20 protein-coding genes are annotated in these 25,749 nt (G+C 52.1%); 5 read left to right on the top strand and 15 right to left on the bottom strand.

Features of this window, described 5'->3' with window-relative positions; translation table 11 throughout:
• Nucleotides 1–20 precede the first annotated feature (20 nt).
• From sucA to sdhC, 5 genes are all read right to left on the bottom strand, one after another.
• The gene (gene sucA / locus SC206_RS15025; protein ID WP_332738222.1) at nt 21–2,843 is read right to left on the bottom strand and encodes a 2-oxoglutarate dehydrogenase E1 component; all 2,823 of its coding nucleotides are present in this window, start codon (nt 2,841–2,843) and stop codon (nt 21–23) included.
• 433 nt (nt 2,844–3,276) lie between these two features.
• Entirely contained in the window at nt 3,277–3,993 is a 717-nt protein-coding gene (locus SC206_RS15020; RefSeq protein ID WP_332738221.1) for a succinate dehydrogenase iron-sulfur subunit, read from the bottom strand.
• 22 nt (nt 3,994–4,015) lie between these two features.
• Nucleotides 4,016–5,782 (bottom strand): succinate dehydrogenase flavoprotein subunit, encoded by a 1,767-nt coding sequence (sdhA, locus tag SC206_RS15015; protein ID WP_332738220.1) that lies wholly within the window; start codon nt 5,780–5,782, stop codon nt 4,016–4,018.
• 3 nt (nt 5,783–5,785) lie between these two features.
• On the bottom strand, nt 5,786–6,133 hold the full coding sequence (gene sdhD, locus SC206_RS15010) for a succinate dehydrogenase membrane anchor subunit (RefSeq protein ID WP_332738219.1): 348 nt from the start codon (nt 6,131–6,133) through the stop codon (nt 5,786–5,788).
• Nucleotides 6,134–6,140: 7 nt separating this feature from the next.
• A complete protein-coding gene (gene sdhC, locus SC206_RS15005) occupies nt 6,141–6,530 on the bottom strand; it encodes a succinate dehydrogenase cytochrome b556 subunit (RefSeq protein WP_332738218.1) in 390 nt (129 codons plus the stop codon).
• Between the two features lie 810 nt (nt 6,531–7,340).
• Between sdhC and SC206_RS15000 the strand changes: the two genes are divergently transcribed.
• Nucleotides 7,341–8,627: a citrate synthase gene (locus tag SC206_RS15000; RefSeq protein ID WP_332738217.1), complete on the top strand. Its 1,287-nt coding sequence runs from the start codon at nt 7,341–7,343 to the stop codon at nt 8,625–8,627.
• 265 nt (nt 8,628–8,892) lie between these two features.
• Nucleotides 8,893–10,920, top strand: coding sequence for a hypothetical protein (locus SC206_RS14995; protein WP_332738216.1), 2,028 nt, complete (start codon nt 8,893–8,895; stop codon nt 10,918–10,920).
• Between the two features lie 49 nt (nt 10,921–10,969).
• On the opposite strand, the gene nei is transcribed toward SC206_RS14995, so the two are convergent.
• The 5 genes from nei to pxpB form a co-directional block, all read right to left on the bottom strand.
• On the bottom strand, nt 10,970–11,764 hold the full coding sequence (nei, locus tag SC206_RS14990; RefSeq protein WP_332738215.1) for an endonuclease VIII: 795 nt from the start codon (nt 11,762–11,764) through the stop codon (nt 10,970–10,972).
• Complete coding sequence (gene pcp / locus SC206_RS14985; protein ID WP_332738214.1) at nt 11,764–12,429, bottom strand: pyroglutamyl-peptidase I; 666 nt, start codon at nt 12,427–12,429, stop codon at nt 11,764–11,766. Before pcp ends, nei begins: the two co-directional genes overlap by 1 nt.
• A 101-nt stretch (nt 12,430–12,530) precedes the next feature.
• A complete protein-coding gene (gene pxpA / locus SC206_RS14980) occupies nt 12,531–13,268 on the bottom strand; it encodes a 5-oxoprolinase subunit PxpA (protein WP_332738213.1) in 738 nt (245 codons plus the stop codon).
• The gene (gene pxpC / locus SC206_RS14975) at nt 13,258–14,187 is read right to left on the bottom strand and encodes a 5-oxoprolinase subunit PxpC (protein WP_332738212.1); all 930 of its coding nucleotides are present in this window, start codon (nt 14,185–14,187) and stop codon (nt 13,258–13,260) included. The genes pxpA and pxpC overlap by 11 nt, the downstream gene beginning before the upstream one ends.
• On the bottom strand, nt 14,181–14,837 hold the full coding sequence (gene pxpB, locus SC206_RS14970; RefSeq protein ID WP_332738211.1) for a 5-oxoprolinase subunit PxpB: 657 nt from the start codon (nt 14,835–14,837) through the stop codon (nt 14,181–14,183). Before pxpB ends, pxpC begins: the two co-directional genes overlap by 7 nt.
• Before the next feature lie 276 nt (nt 14,838–15,113).
• Here pxpB and SC206_RS14965 point away from each other — a divergent pair, with 276 nt between their 5' ends.
• Nucleotides 15,114–16,568: an MFS transporter gene (locus SC206_RS14965; protein WP_332738210.1), complete on the top strand. Its 1,455-nt coding sequence runs from the start codon at nt 15,114–15,116 to the stop codon at nt 16,566–16,568.
• 33 nt (nt 16,569–16,601) lie between these two features.
• On the opposite strand, the gene SC206_RS14960 is transcribed toward SC206_RS14965, so the two are convergent.
• The 5 genes from SC206_RS14960 to SC206_RS14940 all read right to left on the bottom strand — a co-directional run bounded on the left by SC206_RS14960 (nt 16,602) and on the right by SC206_RS14940 (nt 23,574).
• Complete coding sequence (locus SC206_RS14960) at nt 16,602–17,345, bottom strand: type 2 GTP cyclohydrolase I (RefSeq protein WP_332738209.1); 744 nt, start codon at nt 17,343–17,345, stop codon at nt 16,602–16,604.
• Between the two features lie 33 nt (nt 17,346–17,378).
• Nucleotides 17,379–18,374 carry an MBL fold metallo-hydrolase gene (locus SC206_RS14955; RefSeq protein WP_332738269.1) on the bottom strand — a complete coding sequence of 332 codons (996 nt, stop codon included), beginning with the start codon at nt 18,372–18,374 and terminating at the stop codon, nt 17,379–17,381.
• 37 nt (nt 18,375–18,411) lie between these two features.
• A complete protein-coding gene (phrB, locus tag SC206_RS14950; RefSeq protein ID WP_332738208.1) occupies nt 18,412–19,872 on the bottom strand; it encodes a deoxyribodipyrimidine photo-lyase in 1,461 nt (486 codons plus the stop codon).
• Between the two features lie 19 nt (nt 19,873–19,891).
• Nucleotides 19,892–20,845 (bottom strand): YbgA family protein, encoded by a 954-nt coding sequence (locus SC206_RS14945; protein ID WP_332738207.1) that lies wholly within the window; start codon nt 20,843–20,845, stop codon nt 19,892–19,894.
• Between the two features lie 182 nt (nt 20,846–21,027).
• On the bottom strand, nt 21,028–23,574 hold the full coding sequence (locus tag SC206_RS14940) for a chitinase (protein WP_332738206.1): 2,547 nt from the start codon (nt 23,572–23,574) through the stop codon (nt 21,028–21,030).
• Between the two features lie 394 nt (nt 23,575–23,968).
• On the opposite strand from SC206_RS14940, the gene kdpF reads away from it, so the two are divergent.
• Entirely contained in the window at nt 23,969–24,049 is an 81-nt protein-coding gene (gene kdpF, locus SC206_RS14935; RefSeq protein ID WP_332738267.1) for a K(+)-transporting ATPase subunit F, read from the top strand.
• Nucleotides 24,050–25,738: a potassium-transporting ATPase subunit KdpA gene (gene kdpA, locus SC206_RS14930; protein WP_332738205.1), complete on the top strand. Its 1,689-nt coding sequence runs from the start codon at nt 24,050–24,052 to the stop codon at nt 25,736–25,738. It abuts the gene before it with no gap.
• The last annotated feature ends 11 nt before the right edge of the window (nt 25,739–25,749 follow it).

Here is a 25,749-nt window from a genome sequence, read left to right as displayed (position 1 = left end):
AAAATTTATCATCTATACGACTATTGAATATTCAGCGCGTCGTTAACCAGATCTTGCTGCTGCTTCTGGTGAACCGACATATAGCCCACGGCAGGCGAGGCTGACGCCGGACGTCCCGCGTAGCGTAAAGAGGCACCGTAAGGTACAACTTCACGGAAATTGTGCTGACTGCAATACCATGCGCCCTGATTGAGCGGCTCTTCCTGACACCAAACGAAATCCTGCACGTGCGCGTACTGCTCGATCACACCCTGTACCGCCTTGTGCGGGAACGGATAAAGCTGCTCGATACGGATAATCGCCACGTCGGTCTGCTCGTTTTTGCGACGCTGTTCCAGCAGATCATAATAGACCTTACCGGAGCACATCACGACGCGCTTGACGCCTTTAGGGTCCAGTTCGTCGACTTCGCCAATCGCCGGCAGGAAGCTGCCGTTGGCCATTTCATCGAGCGACGAGACCGCCAGCGGATGACGCAGCAGAGATTTTGGTGACATGACAATCAGCGGACGGCGCATACCGCGCAGCGCCTGACGACGGATCATGTGGTAAACCTGCGCTGGCGTTGACGGCACGCAAACCTGCATGTTTTGCTCGGCGCAAAGTTGCAGATAACGCTCGAGGCGCGCGGAGGAGTGCTCCGGACCCTGACCTTCATAGCCGTGCGGCAGCAGCATGACCAGACCACACATGCGGCCCCATTTCTGCTCGCCAGAGCTAATGAACTGGTCGATAACGACCTGCGCGCCGTTGGCGAAGTCGCCGAACTGCGCTTCCCAGATGGTCAGCGTGCGAGGTTCGGCCGTCGCATAACCGTATTCAAATGCCAGCACCGCTTCTTCCGACAACACGGAGTCCCAGACGTTAAACACGCCCTGACTGTTGTGAATGTTGGACAACGGCACATAAACAGAACCGTTTTTCTGGTTGTGGATCACGGCGTGGCGGTGGAAGAAGGTGCCGCGACCGGTATCTTCACCGGACAGGCGGATAGGAATGCCTTCATCAACTAACGTCGCGTAAGCCAGATTTTCGGCGCCGCCCCAGTCAAACATCTTCTTGCCTTCGGCCATGTCGGCACGATCGGCGTAGATTTTTGACACGCGCGACTGCATTTCAATAGCTTCCGGCACGCTGCTCACACGACGCGCCAGCTCTTGCAGGCGTTTCGGCTCAACGGTGGCTGGATAAGCTTCGTCCCATTCGTGGTTCAGATACGGCGACCACGTAAAGGTGTGCATGTCGTTTGGACGCCATTCGGCAACCACGCACTCGCCCGCATCCAGCGCATCGCGATACAGATTCACCATTTCGGTGGCATCTTCCAGACTCGCAACGCCCTGTTCGGTCAGGATGTCAGCATAGAGTTTGCGCGGCGTAGGGTGTTTCTTGATTTTCTGGTACATCAGCGGCTGGGTTGCACTCGGCTCGTCGGCTTCGTTGTGGCCGTGACGGCGATAGCAAACCAGATCGATCATTACATCGCGCTTGAAGGTGTTGCGGAAATCCAGCGCCAGTCGAGTGACGAAAGCCACGGCTTCCGGGTCATCGGCATTCACGTGGAAAATCGGCGCCTGCACCATTTTTGCGATGTCGGTACAGTATTCGGTAGAACGCGCATCTTTCGGGTTCGAAGTGGTGAAACCAACCTGATTGTTGATAACGATACGCACGGTACCGCCCACTTCATAGCCGCGAGCCAGCGACATGTTCAGCGTTTCCTGAACCACGCCTTGTCCGGTGATCGCCGCATCGCCGTGAATGGTGATAGGCAGAACCATGTTGCTGCGTGCTTCATCGAGACGGTCACGACGTGCGCGAACCGAGCCGATCACTACCGGGCTGACGATTTCCAGGTGCGACGGGTTAAACGCCAGCGCCAGGTGAACCATGCCGCCTTCAGTTTCGACGTCGGAAGAGTAACCCATGTGATATTTCACATCACCGGTACCCAGATGCTCTTTATGTTTACCTGAGAATTCGTCAAACAGGTCTTGGGGTTTTTTACCCAGCACGTTGATGAGAACGTTCAAACGACCACGGTGCGCCATGCCCAGCACCACTTCACGCGTGCCGTTTTTACCGGCGTGGCGGATCAGGTCTTTCAACATTGGCACCAGCGCATCGCCACCTTCAAGGGAGAAGCGTTTTGCACCCGGGAATTTAGCACCGAGGTAGCGTTCAAGCCCTTCTGCCGCCGTCAGTTCGCTCAGGAAAGTCTTCTTCTCCTGCTCGCTGAATTTTGGACGACCCACCACGGATTCGATACGCTGCTGGATCCAGCGCTTCTCGTCGGTGTTGGTGATGTGCATGTACTCTGCACCAACTGATCCGCAGTACGTCTGCTTCAGCGCGGCATAAAGTTCGCCCAGCTGCATGGTCTCTTTGCCGATAGCAAACGAGCCCACGTTGAAGGTTTCCTGAAAATCTGCGTCGGACAGGTTGTGGTACGCCGGATCGAGGTCAGCCACGGTTTCGCCACGCCATAATCCCAGCGGGTCGAGGTTGGCATTCTGGTGACCACGGAAACGGAAGGCGTTGATAAGCTGCAACACCTTGACCTGCTTCGCATCGGTTTGCGGATCGCTGATCGCGGAATTATAACGCGAGGCGTCTTTCGCCAGACGGCGGAAGTAGTCGCGGATTTGAGAATGGATTTGTTCCGATTGTCCTTCGGAAGACCGTACTCCGACTGTCGGTAGCTGTTTAAAAATTGAACGCCAGCTATCGTCAACGGAACCAGGATCGGTTAAATAATCTTCATAGAGTTGCTCTATGTAAGACTGGTTCGCGCCCGCCAGATAGGAGGAATCCAGCCAGGCCTTCATTGCGCCGTTCTGCATCGTGATCCCTTAAGCTTTAAAAGCTTTAGTTTTCGCCGTGGTTAATAAAATCACCGTGTCACCTTGATGTTTTTTCACGCCCATCGAGTAAGACGGTTTTCCATACAACAGTTCACCTGATTGACAGGGTTTCTTTCCTGTCGTCCCTTCAAGGAACCTCCAAAAGCAGGCGCGTGCCCGGTATGACTTGAATCAATTAACAGCATGGCGCGATTAATTGATGACTAGCTCATTACCTACAAGTGCATCGGCTTTTGGCGCTTCCCTGTACTGCTCGCTTTGCGTTTTGTTACATAACAAAATTATCACGCTTTAACCGGCAATTTCATCAGGTTATTCAATAAGCTGCGAACTATTTTGTTGCAAAAATGTTACTACCTTTCACCTTAAGACTAGCGGGAACCTGAGTTCCCGCTGATTAATCATTTTTCGCTTAGGCACTGCGTTGAAGCAGCATCGATTTGATGTGCCCAATCGCCTTGGTCGGGTTCAACCCTTTAGGGCATACGCTGACACAGTTCATGATGCTGTGGCAGCGGAATACGCTGAAAGCATCGTCAAGATTATCAAGACGTGATTGCGTTTCTGTGTCACGGCTGTCAATCAGGAAGCGATAAGCAGCAAGCAGACCGGCAGGACCGACGAATTTATCCGGATTCCACCAGAATGACGGGCACGACGTTGAACAGCAGGCGCAGAGAATACACTCGTACAGGCCGTCCAGTTTTTCACGTGCTTCAGGCATTTGCAGGTGCTCGCGCGCCGGCGGATTCTTGCCGTCATTGATCAGGTAAGGCTTGATCTTCTCGTACTGCTTGTAGAATTGGCCCATGTCGACCACGAGGTCACGCACGACAGGCAGGCCCGGCAGCGGACGAATGACAATTTTCTTTTTGCCATTGCGCAGCGCCGAAACCGGCGTAATGCATGCCAGACCGTTTTTGCCGTTCATGTTCAGACCGTCGGAGCCACACACGCCCTCACGGCAGGAGCGACGAAACGCCAGCGTCGGATCTTGCTCTTTCAGCTGGATAAGCGCGTCCAGCAGCATCATGTCACGGCCTTCTTCGGATTCCAGCACATAGTCTTTCATGTATGGAACGTCGTCGACGTCCGGGTTATAGCGATAAATCGAAAATTCGAGTTTCATTTATATGCTCCTGCTCACCGGCCTAGTAGGTACGTGCTTTCGGCGGGAATGCCGCGCGTAGCTTAGGCTGCATGTTCACTTCACGGCGAGTCATGCTTTCAGTTTCCGGTTGGTACAGCGTGTGACATAACCATTGTTCGTCATCGCGATCGGGGAAGTCGAAGCGACTGTGCGCGCCACGGCTTTCGGTGCGATAGTTAGCCGAAACCGCCGTCGAGAATGCCACTTCCATCAGGTTATCCAGCTCAAGACATTCGATACGCTGGGTATTGAATTCGGTGGAGGTGTCGTCCAGACGGGCATTTTTCAGGCGTTCACGGATAAGTTTCAAATCTTCCAGACCCTGTGCCATCGCATCACCTTCGCGGAATACCGAGAAGTTGTTTTGCATGCATCTTTGCAGGTCTTTACGAATTTGCACCGGATCTTCACCATTACGGTTGTTGTTCCAGCGATTCAAACGCTCGAGCGCAGCATCGATGTCAGCCTGCGTTGCGTCGCGGCTTGGGCCCTGCTCCAGCAGAGATTCCTGAAGATGCATTCCCGCTGCACGACCAAACACCACCAGGTCAAGCAGTGAGTTGCCGCCCAGACGGTTGGCGCCGTGAACCGATACGCAGGCGATTTCGCCCACGGCAAACAGGCCCGCGATCACTTCGTCTTCGCCCTGCGCATTCACACGTACGGCCTGACCGGTAACCTTGGTCGGAATGCCGCCCATCATGTAGTGACAGGTTGGAATTACTGGAATCGGTTCTTTAATCGGGTCGGCGTGCGCGAAGGTACGCGACAGTTCGAGGATGCCCGGCAGGCGCGATTCGAGCACTTCTTTACCGAGGTGATCGAGCTTCAGCTTGACGTGCGGGCCCAGCGGACCATCGCAGCCGCGACCTTCACGAATTTCGATCATAATAGAACGCGCGACCACGTCACGACCGGCCAAATCTTTGGCATTCGGTGCATAACGCTCCATGAAGCGTTCGCCGTCTTTATTAAGCAGATAACCACCTTCACCACGGCAGCCTTCTGTGACCAGCACGCCCGCGCCGGCGATGCCGGTTGGGTGGAACTGCCACATTTCCATGTCTTGAACCGGCACGCCTGCACGCAGCGCCATGCCGACACCGTCGCCGGTATTAATGTGCGCATTGGTGGTGGACTGATAAATACGGCCCGCGCCGCCGGTCGCCAACACGGTGGCTTTCGCCTTGAAGTAAACGACTTCGCCGGTCTCGATACAGATTGCGGTACAGCCGACGATAGCGCCGTCCTGATTTTTCACTAAATCCAGTGAATACCATTCGGAGAAAATCGTGGTGCCGTTTTTCAGGTTCTGCTGATAAAGCGTGTGCAGCAACGCGTGACCCGTACGGTCAGCCGCTGCCGCAGTACGTGCCGCCTGCTCGCCGCCGAAGTTTTTCGACTGGCCACCAAACGGACGCTGATAAATTTTGCCGTTATCTAAACGGGAGAAAGGCAGCCCCATGTGCTCGAGCTCCAGAATCGCTTCCGGGCCGGTATTACACATATATTCAATGGCGTCCTGGTCGCCGATGTAATCGGAACCTTTTACGGTGTCGTACATGTGCCATTCCCAGTCATCATCATGGGTATTGCCCAGAGCAACGGTGATACCGCCCTGCGCAGATACCGTATGGGAACGGGTTGGGAAGACTTTTGAAATCAGGGCGCAAGAGAGGCCCATCTGGGTAATCTGTAATGCAGCTCGCATACCGGCGCCACCTGCACCGATAACTACGGCATCAAACTCTCTGACTGGCAGATTCATTTACTACGCTCCCCACACAACTAATGTTCCATAAAGTAGATAAACAATCAGGGCAACCACGATGGCAATCTGGAGCACCAGACGCAGCGCTGAATGTTTTACATAATCCGTTAACACCTGCCACATACCGATCCAGGCGTGAACCAGAATCGACATCAGGGTAAGCAAGGTGAATACTTTAGTGATGGATGAGGCAAAAAAGCCGTGCCAGACTTCGAAGTTTATATCTTGAGCCATAACCACGAAGCCCAGAATATAGAGGATGTACAGGGTGATAACGATAGCTGAAACACGGATCAGCAACCAGTCATGAACGCCATTACGTCCCAGTGCAGAAACATTGTTAACCATTCTATTTTTACCCTACAAAGACGCCAGCCAGTACAGACAACACAACGGTAAGCCCGATGGTAATGTATGCCGACATTTTACCGGCAGCCAAACTCTCTTCGATCACGCCGAAATCCATCAGCAGGTGGCGAATGCCGCCGCAGGTGTGATAGGCGAGCGCAGTGAGTATTCCCCAGAATATGAACTTGACGAAGAAACTGTCCATGATGGCGGCAGCATGGGCAAATCCTTCCGGAGAGGAAAGAGAGATACCAAGCAACCAAAGGAGGATACCAACAGCAACGAAGGTTATTACGCCGGAGACGCGGTGTAAGATGGACGCTATCGCAGTTACGGGAAACTGGATCGTTTGGAGATCCAAGTTGACAGGTCTTTGTTTTTTCACGGTTTCGCTCACACAGCCCTTAGAGCCTGTTCATTAACATCCTGCGGCGGGTACCAACAAGGCAAAATAAGCGATAAAGCCGGTTTACGGAGTACAAATTGACCAAGTACAGGGCAAAAGGGCGTTTGGTGCTTCTTTTAACACATCAGGCCGAGCGCAGTACGTCTTGAATGGCGCTTATTATTTTCCATCCTCCGGCCTGGGCAGAAATCAGACAGCGTTAAGAACCAAGGGCCCTTCACGTCACGCGCTCAAACATCGACATCCACTGTGCTTAAACGGCGCGTTCTATTTAACGCTGGGTGCTCCTACTACAGGGTATCCCGGAGACCTTTCGGAAGTATAGGATGATCACATTCCTATTACAATTCCCCTACAAAATGTTTGGTCACTTTTCTGCGAAACAGTGATTTGCGTCGCATTTTCCATATTATACACAAAATAAATTATCTTGTTTGACACCGCGCTAACATTTCTATTACAAATGGGTCATAATTCGTACCTATGACTTTACTTCAAATCAACACATACACTTCCCTGCGACGCTGACTTGTGCAAAAGTGTAGCACGTGTATGCCCTCATACTTGTCGTAGGTATTGAGCAAAGATATCTGATCAACAACAACAATGAAATACCGCCTGTCCGCCAAAAGCTGTGCAATGTAACAGCAAGACGGCTTTGCCCTACGCTAACTCGCCAGCGCGGTGAAGACCCATATTATAGCGGCGGAGTTTCCACCCTCAGGCAGTACCGGGTTCTGCAACTAGACCAAGGACAGAGTTGTTGGAGATTATTAAAATAAGGCGCTAAGGAGACTGTAAATGGCTGATAAGAAAGCGACACTTACCCTACAGGGTCATGACCCGATCGAACTTGACTTGCTATCCGGCACGTTGGGTCAGGACGAGATTGATATTCGCCCGCTCGGTGCAAAAGGTTTTTTCACCTTTGACCCAGGCTTTACCTCTACCGCATCCTGCGAATCTAAAATCACCTTTATCGATGGCGATGAAGGCGTTCTGCTGCACCGTGGTTTCCCGATTGACCAACTGGCAACAGCATCCAACTACCTTGAAGTCTGTTATCTGCTGCTGCACGGCGAGCCGCCAACGCAGGCGCAGTACGAAGAGTTCAAAACGACGGTAACCCGTCACAGCATGATCCACGAGCAGATCACCCGTCTGTTCCACGGTTTCCGTCGCGACTCACACCCGATGGCCGTACTTTGCGGCGTAACCGGCGCGCTGGCGGCGTTTTATCACGACTCTATCGACGTAGAAAACGAGCGTCACCGTGAAATTGCCGCCTTCCGTCTGCTGTCAAAAATGCCGACCGTTGCAGCAATGTGTTACAAATATTCTATCGGCCAGCCGTTCGTTTATCCGCGCAACGACCTCTCCTATGCCGGTAATTTCCTGCATATGATGTTTGCGACCCCTTGCGAAGAGTACAAAGTTAATCCAGTGCTTGAAAAAGCCATGGACCGTATTCTGATTTTGCATGCCGATCACGAGCAGAACGCGTCGACCTCAACCGTGCGTACTGCGGGCTCTTCGGGTGCCAACCCGTTTGCCTGTATCGCAGCGGGTATCGCTTCACTTTGGGGACCTGCGCACGGCGGCGCCAACGAAGCCTGCCTGAAAATGCTGGAAGAAATCAGCACCGTTGAACATATTCCAGAATTTGTGCGCCGCGCGAAGGACAAAAATGACTCCTTCCGCCTGATGGGCTTTGGTCACCGCGTTTACAAAAACTATGACCCGCGCGCGACCGTCATGCGTGAAACCTGTCACGCCGTGCTCGAAGAGCTGAACATGAAAGATGACCTGCTGGAAGTGGCGATGCAGCTGGAACACATCGCGCTCAACGACCCGTATTTCATCGAGCGTAAACTCTATCCAAACGTCGATTTCTATTCAGGTATCATCTTGAAAGCAATGGGAATTCCGTCGTCAATGTTTACCGTTATCTTCGCGATGGCGCGTACCGTTGGCTGGATTGCCCACTGGAACGAAATGCACGACGACGGCATCAAGATTGCTCGTCCGCGCCAGCTCTATACCGGCTACGCGAAGCGTGATTTCAAGTCAGAGGTTGATGATAAATAATCGCCTTGATTGTTGATTTTTAGCTGTTAATTCGCAGCCAATAAACAGCAATTAATACGAAACATAAAAGGCTCCTGTAACACGATGCGTTAACGTGTTCAGGGGCTTTTTTATGGCCTTTTTAGCTTATCTATCAATGTGTTTTACAAACCCAAGCCATCGATTTTTTTCATCGACCTGCCGCAGTAAATAAGCGATCCTTGCTACTTTGTTTCTCGGGTTCAGCCTCATAATTGGCTGTTATCACCAACCTGGGGAAATAAAAATGGTTCCAATAAATAATAATACGACTGCCACCAAGACAAAATTCGATTTGGCGGCGGTAGAACCAAAAAAATCTAATGATGTTTTTGCAAACTATATGGATGCTTGTCGTGTAGGTCCTTCATCAGGAACGATAAAATCTAATGATCCGCTCGGTGCCACGCAAAAGAACTTAACTGATAAGGCGGGCGTAAAACCTCTCTCGGCGCTCGTTATCACTAATGAGATAAAAACTGCGACCGTGTACTCAGAGTCCTTGTCACCTCAGTCACCTCAGTCACCAGATAGCGGTATTGAGAGCCCACCAACTGCACCCGCTACTGTTAAGGGTCAACCGGCGCAAACGTCAGAAATTGACAGGAAGTTAGTAAAATCTCTCTTAGCCGAATTTATCACCAATTCATTACCCCAAGATAATCCGCCCATCTTAGACAGCTACAAGCATCAGCCCGTTAAAACTCATATCAGTAAATTTGAAGCACTTATAAAAAAAGCGCAAGCAGACGCTGCGTTACTGGAAGCACAAAAAAATAGAAAACCGGGTAGTAAAACTATAGCTAATGCTCCTCCTAAAACGGTTAAGAAACCAGAAGGTTCTGATGAGCGGACGGTTGTAAAAAAAGTTGAACCAGAAATTAAAGTCGAGCAAGGACCTATTATTGATCAAGAAATTAAAACTGAACCAGAACCTATTACTAAACCAGAAATCCAAAAAGAAAAAAAACCTATCGTTAACCCTGATAATAAAGGCTTGGGGGAAATCACTCTTCCTGAAACTGCCGCTAAAGCTGATATTGTTAAAGATACTTTCGATCCTGATCTAAATAAATTAATCGATAATCCCATTTACTCCCCATTTGGCAGTACTAAGGGCGAAAATATTTATGAGACCATAGATACCAGAAACATCGAAACACTCATTAAAGACTTCAATGAACTAGATCCTCATGGAAATGAAGAAGAATGGCATAAACTGGTAGACAGTATGTTTACTATTGCCTGTGGCGGCAGAAAGGCAACCAAAGCTGAAGCTAAACAAGCTGAAGTTTTCCTGTTGGGATTACACAGCAGTGGCAGCACTAGAAAATATGCAGTTTTAGAAAAAATGCTTGTAGAAGAAAAATGTCTGGAGTTATTTGAGCTAGTACAGCAACAAAATAAAACGGTTACCGAAGAAAATAATAACAATCCGCACAATGCGCCTGAAATTCTCTGGAAAACCCCCAATAGCTTTTCAATTATTGCCGGTTTCCAACCACCAAGAGTGGCTGCTGAAGGCGATTGGGATTGGGATCCAGAAACAGAAAATGCCGATACTCCTCGCATCGTAGACAATCGAGTTAATATCGCAAATAGATTAAATGATAATCTTAGCCTTGTTAACTATGTTTATGAAGGTCCCGAAACAATTGGCAGATCTTTATTTACCGCTAATCGGCTTATTAGCGCGTCAGAGCTTGATTCTTTCGCCTACAAAATTAACCAAGGCAACAGTGACATTGAAAACAAACCTTATTTTTATGGAGGTTGGAAACCTAATGTCACCATAGATAAGAACGGACCCGCATTAGACATGGACACTATAAAAATCGGCAACTTCTCCGTGGGAGAAGCAAAAAAAGCCGCCAATTTTTCACCGATTTTATTAAATAATCATTGGTATTTGTTTGGCACGTTTTATGACGGTGATAAGAAACAGGCTATTGTTTTTGATAGTAAATCAAGCTCCCATAAAAAGTTAGAAGAAAAATACTTCAAAAAATTGGCTGTAGAATGTGGCGTGACGGATAAGCCAACCTTTATCGCAGCAAACATGCAAGACAATGCACCCAATGCGTGTGGACTTTTTGTGGCAAAAGCGATGGAGAAATTGAGTCAACACGAAAGCTCAAACTATAAGTCTGCTCTCAACGATTGGGCCAATGACTTTATTAGCCAACCGACTGAATTTCAAGAGGCGTTTAATCGCCAAGGAAGAAAAGAGCTAATGCTTGCGATGAATGAAACAATCCCCCAAGAAGATGCTTAGGTAAAACAAATATTCTTAAAATGTGGGCAACGTTAATATCTAAAGCACATTACCCCTGACAACCCGGACAGTAGAAGAATGGCCGTGTCGAGACGCTGGTTTTTACTATCGTCTCGCCACAGCGTTCGCAGCGTTTTCCGGCGCGGGCGAAAACTTTAAAGCGGAACATCGCGCCGTGATGCACATTTTCGTCCATTGTGCCGCGCATCGCGTATGAGTGACGAGCAATAGAAAGGCAGGCGTCAGCCAACAAATCAAGCTGGGCGTCGTTTAAATCGGCAGGCTTGTGTGAGGGCAGTAATTTTGCCAGCCACAAGATTTCGGCACGCAGATAATTTCCTAAACCGGCCAAAAATGCCTGATCCAGTAACATGCCTCCAAGCTGACGACGGCAAAAACGTGCCGACATCAGGCGCTCTTTTACCTGCCCCGCCGTGAGATTTTTATCCAGCACATCGGGGCCAATACGTTGTAAAAACGGATGCTGATAAACGTCATCAGTGGGCCAAATTTCAATCTCGGAGGCGCTGTACAGCAGAATAGCGCTGTCGCGCGTCGCGAGTTTTACCCGCAGCGAACGTTTGCCGTGATTGATAACATCTTCTGGCGTAAAGACTCGCCACACGCCATAGAGCTGATTATGGGTATAAAGCGTTAAATTATTGGTGAAATGCGTCAGCAACGCTTTGCCGCGCGTTTCAATAGCTTTAACTTTCTCGCCAATCAGGTCCGATTGATAAGGTTGTAAAGTCGGAAAGGCGAACCACACGTCGGTTAATGGCTTGCCTAACACGGCGTGCTCTAACTGGTCCGCCGCCCTGCGAATCTCGGGTCCTTCAGGCATTAATGCGTCGCTCCTTCCGCGATTGTGAGATCTTTTTCTGTATGTAGCGCAATAAAGATAGTCAACTCAAGGACTTCGAGCAAGGTAGCCACTGACATACTGGCACTTCCCGGGTGAAGTGCCGCCTGTTCGGGCAGATATGGAATATGAATAAAACCGCCCTTCTCCACGCGACTATTGCCCTGCTGCATGCGATGAAGCAGGCCATACATCACGTGATTACAGACGTAGGTGCCCGCCGTTTGCGACACCGAGGCCGGAATGCCGGCTTCGCGTAGACCGTTAACCAACGCCTTGATCGGCAATTTAGAAAAATAAGCGGCCGGACCCTGCGCCACAATCGGCTGATCTACAGGCTGCTGACCCGCGTTGTCGGCAATACGCGCGTCGTCGACGTTAATGGCAACCCGTTCAATGCTGAAATCGACGCGGCCACCGGCTTGCCCAACGCAGATAACCATCATCGGATCGATCTCGTCGATAGCCTGATTTAACGCCTCGATAGCCTTGCCAAAAACACAAGGCAGCTGACGGACCACCAGCTTAACGTCTGAAAGCCCGTTATTGTTGACTTCTCTACCCGCCAATTGTTTAACCACTTCCCACGAAGGATTAACGCGTTCGCCGCCGAACGGCTCAAAACCGGTGATTAATACCTGACGCATAACAGCTCCTTGAAAGCAGATAAAACGCAGGTAGATTGTTACCTGCGTGCAGGATGGAATAGCGCTTCACGCTGCTTGATTATTGATGGTACAGATAACGCTTAACCCGCGATTACCTGAATGTTTTTCTCGGCGAACGCTTTGCGCAGGCTGCGCGCAAAGGCCAGCGCGTGCTCGCCGTCGCCGTGCAAACAGACTGAATCGGCCTGAACCGGCACATACACGCCGTCGCGGCTGAGTACCTGCTTATCAATAATCATGCCCAGCGTCTGTTCAAGCGCCAGCGCGTCGGTTTCAATCATTGCATCGGGTTGGCTGCGCGGCACCAGATTGCCGTTACTTTGATAACGACGGTCGGCAAAGACTTCCTGACGCGTTTGCAGGCCAAGACGTTCACCGGCGCGGATAAGTTCGCTGCCCGCCAGCCCAACCAACTTGAGCGATGCATCAACATCACGCACCGCGCGAGCGATGGCGTCGGACAACGCCGCGTCAGTCGCCGCCTGATTGTAAAGCATGCCGTGCGGCTTAACGTGCACCATCTTGCCACCTTCGGCGCGCGTTATCGCCGCCAGCGCGCCGAGCTGATAAACCACCTGCGCATAAACGGTTTCGGGCGGCAGCTGCATCGCCGTGCGGCCAAAGTTTTCGCGATCCGGAAAGCTCGGATGCGCGCCGATCGCCACGCCGTATTGCAGCGCCCAACGCACCGATTGGCGCATGGTTTCTGCATCGCCCGCGTGAAATCCGCAGGCAATATTGGCTGAACTCACCAGTTGGAGCAGCGCTTCATCGTTGCCGCAGCCTTCGCCCAAATCGGCATTTAAATCAACGATCATGCAGCCCCCACTTAATTTGTTCGATAAAACGATTCTGTTCAAAGTTGGCACGCAGCGCCTCTTCGACGCTACATTTCACAAAATGCACGGGCATGCCAAGGCGGATCTGCGCCAGGTTATAGAGATCGGCTTCGATCACTGTAGCAATGCGCGGATAACCGCCGGTGGTCTGCGCGTCGGCCATCAGCACGATCGGCTGCCCGCCGTGCGGCACCTGAACCACGCCCGGCACTAATCCGTGCGACAGCATCTCCCGCTTTGTGTCGCGTTTAAGCTCGTGACCGTGCAGGCGATAACCCATCCGATTACTCTGCGGGCTAAGCTGCCACGCCGTGCGCCAGAACGAATCGCGCGCATCGTCGCTGAATTCGTGATACTCAGGACCCGGTACGGCGCGAATACGGTTGCCGAACAGCAGCTGTTTTACGCCCGTTGATTTGCTCGGCGGATTCGCTGCCTTGCCGGCTTTCAGAATATCGCCCTCTTTTAACGGTCGTCCTTCAAAGCCGCCAAAGCTGGCCTTGATATCCGTGCTGCGCGAGTTCAGCACTTCTGGAACGTCGATTCCGCCCGCCACGGCCAAATAGCTGCGCATGCCGCGCATCGGCGTTTTCAGGGTTAACGTCTGTCCAGCTTTGACCGGATAACACCAGCCGGTCCACACCGATTCGCCGTCGAGCAAGGCGTGACATCCTGCGCCGCTCAGCGCAATCCAGCCTTTTTTAGTAAATTCGACGCTAAATTGCCCCAGCGTTATTTCAATCCCTGCGGCATTTTCTTCATTTCCTACCAGCAGATTGGCGATGCGCAGCGCGGGTGCATCAAACGCGCCAGACTGGCTGACGCCGAGTTGACGATAACCGTCGCGGCCTAAATCCTGCACCGTGGTCAGCATCCCAGCTTTTAATATTTTTAACATACGCCCTCCTTATGCGGCACGAAGCGTACCCGATCGCCAGGACGTAACAGCGTCGGCAAACGACTTTGCGGATCAAACATCGCCTGCGGCGTGTGACCAATTAACTGCCAGCCGCCCGGCGTAATCAGCGGATAAATACCGGTTTGACTGCCGCCGATACCCACCGTGCCCGCCGGAACTGAGAGGCGAGGTTCAGAATGTCGCGGGGTGGACAACACGTCAGGCATGCCGCCGAGATACGGGAAGCCCGGTTGGAAGCCAAGGAAATAGACGATATATTCCGCGCTGCTGTGGCACTCCACCACCTGACGGGCGCTCATGCCGGTGTGACTCGCCACGCCTTCGAGGTCGGGTCCGCCTTTGCCGCCGTAAACCACAGGAATTTCTATCAACCGCGACTCGGGCACCAGCGCCTGACTCTCTTGCCACCATTTTTCGAGAGATTCTACCGCGCTGAGGGCAAAACGCTGCGGATCGCTCAGCAGCACGGTTAAATTATTCATTCCGGGGATCACTTCCTTTACTTCCGGAAAAGTCGCCAGACGTTGGGCAAGGCCCCAGATTTGCTGCTGGCTCGCCAGTTGTACCGGCGGCTCAAGCTCGAGAACGACTGCGCGCTCACCTAACAAGTAACATCGTGCTCGTTGCACCAGATAACTCCTATGCCATAAAAGTCTTGTCCGTTATGAAAGACAAGTACGCGTAAAGTGAAAAAATCAGACAAAGATGAGGATAAAGATAACGTTATTTAAACCGCAGTGACAGACCCTAAATAGCGCGCTTCGGACTTAACCTGTCGATAGCGACCGGCCTAGCTGCTACGCTTACTCCTAAAGACCGCCTGTGTGTCTAATGTTTCCGCGAAACCCTGCGCGCCCGGAAGGCGAGTAAAAACAGGGAATTGCCACAAATAAAAGGGAGAAACAGTGAAAAAGACCTTCGGCGTTTTTTTTCCGCTCTACACCACAACGCTACTGATGCTGCTCGGCTCAGGGCTGCTCACCACCTACGTCTCCCTGCGGCTTAGCGCGATACACGTGAGCGGCGCGATGATCGGCGCAATTATCGCCGCCAACTATATTGGTCTGGTGATCGGCGGCAAAGTCGGCCACTTTTTGATTGCCCGCGTGGGTCACATCCGCGCCTACGTCTCCTGTTCCGGCATCATTACCGCCGCCGTCATTGGTCACGGATTAACGGATATTATTCCCGTTTGGGTGGTGCTGCGGCTGATTATCGGCCTGTGCATGATGTGTCAGTACATGGTGCTCGAAAGTTGGCTTAACGATCAGTCCGACTCCAGCCAGCGCGGCGTAGTATTCGGCTTTTATATGGCCGCCTCTTATCTCGGCATGGCGCTCGGACAAGTGGTGTTGATGCTGCAAACCGACCTCGGCATGAGCACGCTGTTAGTGATTGCGCTGTGCTTCGCCCTCTGTCTGGTGCCGATCGCGTTGACCACCCGCACTAAAGTGGGCCATATGTCACCCGCGCCGATGGAGCTGAAATTCTTTCTCGGCGCGATCCCGAAGGTGCTGGCGATTACGCTGGTGATTGGCATGATTGTCGGCTCGTTTTACGGCATGGCACCGCTCTATTCCAGCCAGCAAGGGCTCTCCACTCAGCAAACCGGCCTGTTTATGGCGTTGGCGATTTTCGCGGGGCTGGTCGCGCAGTTCCCGCTGAGCTGGCTATCGGACCGCTATAATCGCAACCTGCTGATGCGTATTAACGCCGTGCTGCTGGCCATTGCCGCCCTGCCGCTGGCGATTTTCACTCACATCTCTTTCCCCGTGTTACTGGTGGTCGGTTTTACCGTCAGCCTGATGCAATTCACGCTGTATCCGCTGATCGTCGCGCTCGCCAATGACATGATTGAACCCGAGCGGCGGGTGTCGCTGTCGGCCTGTTTACTGATGGCCTTTGGCGTGGGAGCCTGTATCGGGCCGCTGGCGGTTGGCGCGCTGATTGAGCCTCTCGGCGGCAATATTCTCTACGCCTTCTTTGCGCTGTGCGGCGCGGCGATTGTCGGCCTGAGTCGCAGCTCGGCCAAAGAGGAGCAGACGCAAATGGCCGTCGATGCGCCCGTCCCGCACATCGCGATGCCCGACAGCCTCAGCAGTTCGCCGCTCTCTCCAGCACTTAACCCTAATATCGACGAGCAGATGATTCAGGAGCAAATGCCCGCGCCCGACACCGCCGAGCAGCCTGAAGCGGAGCAAGACGTTGAGCTGGACATGAATTCGCAAGGGGCCGATCCCGACGCGGACACCGGCCTGCAACGCGCGTTTATTCTGTTGGAAGACAGCGAGTTACCGCTGCAAGACGAGGAAAAAGTAGAGGAGACTGTGCCACTCAAGGCGGCACAGCAAAATCGATAGCGGTCTAGAAAAGCCCCTCAAAAGGAGGGGAATTTACGCCGGATTATCGATATCAACAAAGGTCACATCCAAGCCGTGCTCTGCGGCGAGCCATTCGCCCAGAGCCTTCACGCCGTAACGTTCGCTGGCGTGATGTCCGGCGGCGAAGAAGTGCAGCCCCATTTCGCGGGCGATGTGAATGGTTTGTTCAGAGACTTCGCCCGTGATAAATGCATCGACGCCAAAATCGGCCGCCTGTTGAATAAAGCCCTGACCGCCGCCCGTACACCAGGCCACGCGGCGGATTTCTTGCGGTCCGCCCTCGGCGCTGTGCAGCACTTTTTTACCCAGCTGCTGCTCAATTCTCTGATGAAACGCTTCGGCAGGCATCGGGTTTGGCAGCTCGCCGTAAGGCACCAGCGGCATGATTTCGCCGAGCACGTTAATGCCTAACAGTTTCGCCAGCTGCGCGTTGTTGCCAAGCTCGGGATGGGCGTCCAGCGGCAGATGATAGCCATAAAGATTGATGTCATTTACTAGCAACGTTTTCAGTCGATTACGCTTCATGCCCCGCACCGCCGCCGGTTCGTTTTTCCAGAAATAACCGTGGTGGACAATAATAGTGTCAGCCTGATGCGCCAAGGCGGCATCCAGCAGTTTCTGGCTGGCCGTCACGCCCGTGACAATGCGTTTAACCTCTGGGCCGCCTTCAACCTGTAGGCCATTCGGGGCGTAATCTTTGAAGGTCTCAACCGCCAGCTTCTGGTCGATCAGCTTTTCCAGCTCAATGTTATTCATCTTGTTTCCTGCGTCATGTCTGTTGCGTACAAATCAAAATTCGAGGCTATCGCCCTGCTGCATAAAGAGAAAGTTTACGCCGAGGTCGTTGCCCTGTTCAAGCTGCTGGCGGATATCGGCCCGAGGATCGGCGCCGGCAGTCAGCGAAGGTTTTATGTGGCTGATCACCACTTTCAGGCCTTTCAGCGATCCTTTCCCGCCCGCATAACCTTCGAGATGGGTTAACTCCTCAAGCAGCAGCGCGGGCGTTAAATGGCCGAATAGCTGATTTTCAGGGGTTTGATTAGTGAAAGAGGTCTCGATAATCAATCCCTTAAGGCGTTTTTGCTTAATCTCTTCGCCCAACGCGCGCCACGCGGCGTCGAGGTGACGAGATTTCTCCAGCCTATCGGCACCCGTATCGCCGAAATAGGCAAAAGTGTCATTATTGCGGCTGACCAGCAGCATTGAGGAACCTATGCCGCCGTGGCTCAGCGGATAAATCACCCCGTCGAGGCCGCTGAGTCCGAGTGAAAAACGCTGCCCGAGTCGCGGCGCATTGAGGCGATAGGTGCCCAGACGCTGGCCGCTGCCGGAATCGCTGAAATTCGGCCACACCTTCCAGTTGAAATAGTATTGACGCAGCGTGTCGATGGTTTCTGCGGAGCCATAAATTGGCTTTTTACTGTCTTGAGGCGAGGCGATAATCAGACCGGCGAGGTGATCGAGATGGCCGTGGCTGATGAAATAGGCGGAAATAAGATTGCGGAATACGGCGCCCTTGGGCGTTAAGGGCGCGCTATTTTCAGAGGTCACTTCGGGAAAACTGCCTTTCTCCAGCGCCTTGCCGATGCCCGGTAAGACAGAGCCTGCGTCGAGGCCCAAATAGCGGCTTTGGTCGTCGCTGCGAATCAGGTAGGAGGTCAAATTACCCTCCTCCACGCCGCCGTTTACCCCGAGTGCTACCACTTTGAATCCGGCGCTGGCGTTAACACTTAGCCCCAATCCGGCCGAAATTATTAGCGCCGCGCGCCAGCCTTTGTTCGTCATCACATCGCTCCTTGGTGTGCTGAGAGTGATTCAGGAATTATCCCTCACTCTCGGCCCGAGCGCGACTTTTGGCCTCTTCAAACGCCGCCAACGTATCCTTGCGCGCTCTGGCGTGGTCGATAATCGGATGAGGATAGTCTAACACGCGCTGCTGTTTTTCTGCCCAGCGATGTGGCTGATGAATATCTTTTTCGGGCACATCGGCCAGCTCGGGGATCCACTTTTTGATAAAGCGCCCCTGCTTGTCGAAACGTTCGCCCTGCGTCGTCGGGTTGAAAATACGGAAATACGGCGCGGAATCGTTGCCCGTCGACGCGCTCCACTGCCAGCCGCCGTTATTGGCCGCCAAGTCACCGTCGAGCAGTTGGGTCATGAAATAGCGCTCGCCGAGATGCCAGTCGATCAGTAGATCCTTTACCAAAAAGCTCGAGGTAATCATCCGTAAACGGTTATGCATCCAGCCTGTAGCATTCATCTGACGCATGGCTGCGTCGACAATCGGATAGCCCGTTTTGCCTTCCTGCCAGGCTTTTAAATCGTCTTCAGATTGTCGCCAGCCCACGCCGCGCGTCCAGTCGATAAAAGGTTGATGCTTGCACAGCGACGGCCAAGCTACCAGCAGGTGACGATAAAATTCACGCCAAATCAGCTCGTTAAGCCAGCCAAAGGCGCTGCCGTCGCGCTTTTCCAACACCTCGGGATTTTCGGTACGCAGGCGGTTGAAGCATTGACGAGGCGACAAAACGCCAATCGCCAGATACGGCGACAGCGAGCTGGTGCCGTCAATCGACGGAAAATCGCGCTGGTCATTATAGTCCTGTACGTTTTCGCGGCAGAAACGGCGCAGCCGATCGCGCGCGGCGTCTTCACCAATCGGAAAATCATCGCCGACTTCTTGTTGAGAAGCGTCGCACTGAGAATAGTTAAACGGCTTAATGCCGTTCGGCTTGCCTTTGTGCGGCTTGTCGCGCTTTTTAGGCGCGGGCAGCGAGCGGCAATCTGATTCGCTCAAACGTTCGATGAAGGCGCGACGAAACGGCGTGTAGACTTTATACATGCTGCCGTCGCCCGTGGTCACCGAACCCGGCGGCAACAGTAAACTGTCGTCAAAACGGCGAATTACCATCTCGTCAGACAACGCTTTATCCACGGCGGCGTCGCGCGCCACCTCATTGATCTCCACCTGATTGTTGTAAAACAGCGCATCCACTTTCTGCTCGCGGGCAAATTTCACCAGCCAGTCGACGCCGTCGGCAAACCAATCACACTGCTGGTAATGCAGCGGAATGCCGCGCTCGTCGAGAGACTTTTTCAGTTCAAGCAGATGCTGATAAATAAAGGTTGCCTGACGCGGTGCCATGTCGTGCTGCTGCCACTGTTTTGGCGTAGCGATAAACACGGCAATCACGCTGGCGTCGGGATCTTCACAGGCGGCCGAGAGCGCGCGGTTATCGGTGACGCGCAAATCGTTGCGAAACCAGACCAGATGGGTGGTCATGACCAACTTTCCTTATAAATCAATGGCCGTAACGCAAACGCAGCGCTTCGGGATAGGGCTCGAAATAGCGCTGCTGCGCCAAATAGGCATCGGGAAATTCGTGCATGTAATGTTTAAGCAGCGTGATGGGCGCGAGCAAAGGTTGCAGCCCCTGACGATAATGGTCGATCAGCTGAGCCAGCTCCTGCCGCTGTCCACTGTTCAGCTGTTTGCGGAAATATCCCTGCACGTGCATCAACACGTTGGTGTGATTACGGCGGGTCGCGCGATTTTTCATCAGGCTCATCAAACGGTTACGGTATTCGATAAAATACTCTTCCAGTGATTCCCACTTGTCCATCGAAGCCACAAAGCGCCCTAACTCGCGATATTCAGGCTGGGAATGTGACAGCAATGAAAGCTTGTAACGGCTGTGAAACGCCATTAACTTGCCGCGAGTTAGCCCAGATTTATGCAGCATTTTTAACTCGTAAAGCGCAAAAACGCGTTCGACAAAATTCTCGCGCAGCAGCGGATCGTTAAGACGGCCGTCCTCTTCTATTGGCAACCAGGGCAGCTGTTTTTGCAGTTCGGCGGTATAAACACCGACACCGATTTTACTGTTATCTTTACTGTTTTCGCGGTAGATGCGCACTCTTTCCATGCCACAACTCGGCGATTTGGCACAGAGAATATAGCCGCAAAGATGCTCGAGCGACGCGACGCGCTGCTCCGAATACTGTTGCATCTTGTCGGTGAAATCGACGGCTTCGTCATTACTGAAGCGCATGCGAACGCCTTCATCGCTGCTGACTAAGCGCAGCGCTGGACGCGGGGTGGGCAAGCCAATCGCCATTTCAGGACAGATGGCTTCAAAACGGACATAAGGGGCGAGCTGCTCGACGGCAAAGGCCAGACGTTTATGACCGCCGTCAAAACGAACTTTTTCTCCCAGCAGGCAGGCGCTGATCCCAATCGGAATGTGTTCACTCATTGGCGACTCCTGAAGTTTCTAATCAAAAACCTTTATCAATGAGTAACTATAGCAATAAAAAAGGTATCTCTCCCTGAAAACTTGTACAAGAATGAATATTTGTACAAGTTAGCGCTGTCGAGTCAAAAAAAACCAGCGAGTTACCTCACTGGTTTAAGTTCAAAGCTGTTAAATGAAAAGGCTTATTTACAACCTAGCGCCTGTTTATTTGTGCGCCATTCACTGCCCGCGACATCAGCTTTCGCGCCAGGTACTACGCCCTTTGATGCCCAAAACGCGTTGTACCAAATCTTGCCCTTATAGCTGACAGCGTGACAATTTTTATCATATTCTTTGGTCGCATCCCATGCAGGGAAGTCGGCGATATTAATAACCTTAACCGCCACGTTCGTTATTGCTTCAGCGCTGATTTTTCTATCCGCATTTGTCACTCGTAATAAAAGACGATAATCGGCGCTTTTTGCCAGAATTGGCGCAATAATTTCGATAGTTGGCCCCTCGCTTTGACCAATAACGGTTAATCCTTGTTGGGTACTCCATTGATAATTAAGTTTTTCCCCGTAAAAATCATCTGCTTTTGCTGTGATAGTGATTGTCTTGCCATTATCAACGGAATAGTTTTTTTCCAAAGTAATGGTTGGCTTCACTTGCTGCTGTTTGTTGTCGACGGTAACCGTCGTTTCAGTAGTATCTTCTGTACCAGCCGCCGCATTGCTAACGGTTAACGCGAAGCGATAATGATGAGTGGCAACCGGCTGGGCAACGGAAAACGCTGCCGTGGCCCGATCCGCATTTTTCAGTGTCACGGTCGGACCCGAAATTTGTACCCATTGATAGGATAATGGCGTGCCGTCTCGACTCTGGCTTTTGCTGCCATCCAGCACAATTTCGCTTTTCCCCTCGGTTACCACAGAATCAGCAGTAATCGCTGTCACGCGATGTTCGCCACCGACCGGCGAATCTTGGGTAAATGGCGCAAAGGTTTTGGTGTAAATCCCGGCGGGCGCGACGTCCGCAGAAAGCATGTTACCCGCAGAACGATCGGTCGTGCCCGGCTTATCGCGAACATACGACCACATGCTGACTAATCCGAGATTATTATCCTTTGCATGCTTAAGCATCATTTCCGCACCGTGCGGGTATAAAATCTCTTGTTCCTGATCGTTACCGCCAATCATGGGTGTAGTACCAAGACGTGCATAAATCTCTTGTTTAGTCAGGCCCTTAAACATATTCAGGCCTTTAACCTGTTCATAAACAGAATCAATGGCCTGGATGTTACACGTGGCCTGAATGCCATCATTTACGCCCTTAGACGGCGGACAAGGCTCATCGCCGTAGTCCATGGTCATGAGATTAATGCCCGACAGTTTTACCCCCTGCTCGTCAGCATCTTGTACAACCTTGACGCCATCGGTCATACCCTGTGGCAGCACGGCCAAGGTGAACCATACGCTGATATCCTTACCTTCTTTCTTCCACTGTTTCTGCAACTGACTCAACACTTTATTACGACGGTGGTAACTTACCGCGTCACTAATACCTTTACCTTCAATATCAAAGTCCACCGCATTGAGATTCAGGTTTTCGACGACATCGGCATAATGCTGTTTGAGCAGATTTTCATCGTCGCAAATGGTCGCCAACATATCGCCATTTGCCCCACCCAAAGAAACCATGACATCGCCACCTTTGGCGCGTAGCGCTTTAATTTTGCTGTATTCCGAATAGTTATTCATTGAATAACCACCGCCCCAATGTGGCACACATTTAGAACCGTCTTGATTAACAATAAAGGCGAGAACAAAATGATTAACCTTATCTTTCTCTGCCATTGATGCCATATCGGGAATATCGGAGGCCATACGGCCAAAGTCGACATAAGGCGCGAATACGTGGGCTGGCCACGGATGTAATGGCTTACCGACTAAATCTTTAACCCCTTTCCACTCTATATAGCCTTCCCAGGGAGAAAGTGTTTCAGGATTACCGTGCAGCGTAATACGTGAAGCAATATAGTTTTTATTTTTATATTTAATTAAAGCGTTTTGTTCGTATTGATGATTCTCTACCAACTCAGGCGACCTATCTAATTGTTCTGCAGTAGGCTCTTTTATTTTACCTAAAATAAACCATACCTTACCGTCATGCCCGGCACTTTGATTTTTGAGATCGGCAGGATTTTCTCCCTTCGATCCCCATGCTGCTTTATAGAATTCATCGCCAATCTTGACTACGTCATCTTTAAAATACTGGGTCTCGATATCCCACGCGCTAGCAGGCTTATAGAGCTTCCAGGCATTGCTCTCCCCCGGCACGAAAGAGTTAGGCACCACCGTGGTTGTTGCGCGATAGTTGATCTGCTTTACGATGACCGTATCGCCTTTCGCGTAAGTGCGAGAACTATTAAACTGGCTTTTTTCCTCTTCGTCTACGGCGACTTCTTTTTTGCAGGTGGTTGGATTGCCGTAAGTTTTAATCTCTTGCGCCGACGCTTTTTTAATTAGACGCCAAGCTTTACCTGAATTAGCATCGCCTGAATGAGTGAGTGGGCAGTCATCAGCGCCAACCCAGTAAGCGTTGCGATAAATATTACCGTTAAACACCACCTCAATCGGGTTTTCACCGGTCGCCGTTTGACCACTCCACGCTTCCAAAGCAAAAGAGGAGGCACTCATGCCGCTTATTCCCAGCGCCAGCAGACCCAGCGTCGTTTTATTAACTTTCATTTAAACTCCAAATTTATTGTTGTAATAGAAACTTGATAAACCCGCGGCGTTTTTTATTTAACACTTCTGCGCTTCGGGTAAATAAATGCTAACAGACGGGTTTATTTGCAGACACGGCAACGTCATTACATTCACAATTAATATAGAAAGTGATTAAGTATGAAATAGGTTAATTAACGTTTCGAGAAAGGGTGATATTAAATGACGAAGATTAAAAGCCGACCTCTAAATCAGGCATAAAAAACGGAGGCTTATTATTTTCCATTTTTATACTTTTTTTACACTCAGCTCGCGCATTTTTTCAGGTTCTTTAGACGCCGCTCTTTACACTCGCTGCTTATCCCACGTGCAGTTCATATTTCCTGTACGGGAAATCCTAGAGAAGAGGTGTTGAGTGATTATCTGCGGCGCAATAATGGTTGTTCTTCTGCTCGGCTATTTAATTTATGCCCTGCTCAACGCGGAGGAATTTTAAATGGCCGCCTCCGCGTTTCTACTGATTGGCAGCTTTATGCTGCTGTTAATGCTGCTTGCCCATCCGCTCGGCCAGTTTATCGCCGCGCTGATTGAGGGAAAAACCGGGCCACGCACAGCGGCCTTCGAGCAACGCATCCTGTGGATGATAGGTGCAGACCGCGCCGAAATGAACTGGAAGCAGTATGCCCTCGCCATTTTCAGCCTTAATCTGCTCGGCATTGTGCTGCTCACCGCGCTGCTGATGGGGCAAGGCCAGCTGCCGTGGAACCCGCAGGGCCTGCCCGGGCTTTCGTGGGATTTAGCCTTTAACACGGCGGTAAGTTTTGTCTCCAACACCAACTGGCAGGCCTACAGCGGCGAAAGCACGCTGAGCTATTTCAGTCAGATGGCTGGATTGACCGTGCAAAACTTTCTCTCGGCGGCCACCGGTATCGCCGTGGCTTTCGCGCTGATCCGCGCCTTCGCTCGCCCCGCCGCCTCGACGCTCGGCAACGCCTGGCAAGACCTGCTGCGCATCACCCTCTATTTACTGCTGCCGATTTCGCTGCTGCTGGCGCTCTACTTTGTCAGTCAGGGCGTGCTGCAAAATCTTGAGCCTTATCAGCACATCACCACGCTCGAAGGAGTCCAGCAAATGTTGCCGATGGGGCCGGTGGCTTCGCAGGAGGCGATTAAAATGCTGGGCACCAACGGCGGTGGTTTCTTTGGCGCCAACTCGGCACATCCGTTCGAAAATCCGACCGCGATGACCAACATGGTGCAGATGCTGGCTATCTTCCTGATCCCGTGCGCGCTGTGCTTCGCCTTTGGTCGGGTGGTTGGCGATAACCGTCAGGGCCACGCGCTGCTGTGGTGTATGTCGCTGATTTTTGTGATTTGCGTGATTGTCGTGATGGCCGCCGAAATTCAGGGTAATCCGCACCTTTCGGCGCTCGGGGCCGCCAGCAATCTGAACATGGAGGGCAAAGAGGCGCGATTCGGCATTCTGGCCTCGAGCCTGTTTAGCGTGGTCACCACGGCGGCCTCCTGCGGCGCGGTTAACGCGATGCTCGACTCCTTCACCGCGCTCGGCGGCATGATCCCGCTGTGGCTGATGCAAATTGGCGAGGTGGTGTTCGGCGGCGTGGGATCCGGACTCTACGGCATCCTGCTGTTTGTGCTGCTGACGGTGTTTATCGCGGGGCTGATGATTGGCCGCACGCCGGAATACCTCGGCAAAAAAATCGACGTTTTTGATATGAAAATGACCGCGCTGGCGATTCTGGTCACGCCGACGCTGGTGCTGCTCGGCACCGCGCTGGCGCTGATTAGCCCAGCCGGACAGGCCGGGATTCTCAACCCCGGCGCACACGGTTTTAGCGAGGTGCTCTACGCCTACTCGTCGGCGGCCAACAACAACGGCAGCGCCTTCGCGGGCCTCAGCGTCAACACGCCTTTCTACAACCTGACGCTCGCCGTCGCCATGTTCTTTGGCCGTTTCGCCGTGATCTTGCCCGTTCTGGCGATCGCCGGTTCGCTGGTGTTGAAGAAACGCCAACCCGCGGGCAACGGCACACTGCCCACTTCAGGGCCGCTGTTTATCGGCCTGCTGATTGGCACAATTTTGCTGGTCGGCGCGCTGACCTTTATTCCGGCGCTGGCGCTGGGTCCGGTGGCAGAACATTTACAGCTGTGGCTGGCGCGTTAAGCCTGCCCATC

This window comes from Rouxiella sp. T17, assembly GCF_036663475.1.
Classification (GTDB): domain Bacteria; phylum Pseudomonadota; class Gammaproteobacteria; order Enterobacterales; family Enterobacteriaceae; genus Rouxiella.
The sequence above is the reverse complement of the archived record's forward strand: the minus strand, read 5'-3'. Positions and strand labels throughout refer to the sequence as shown.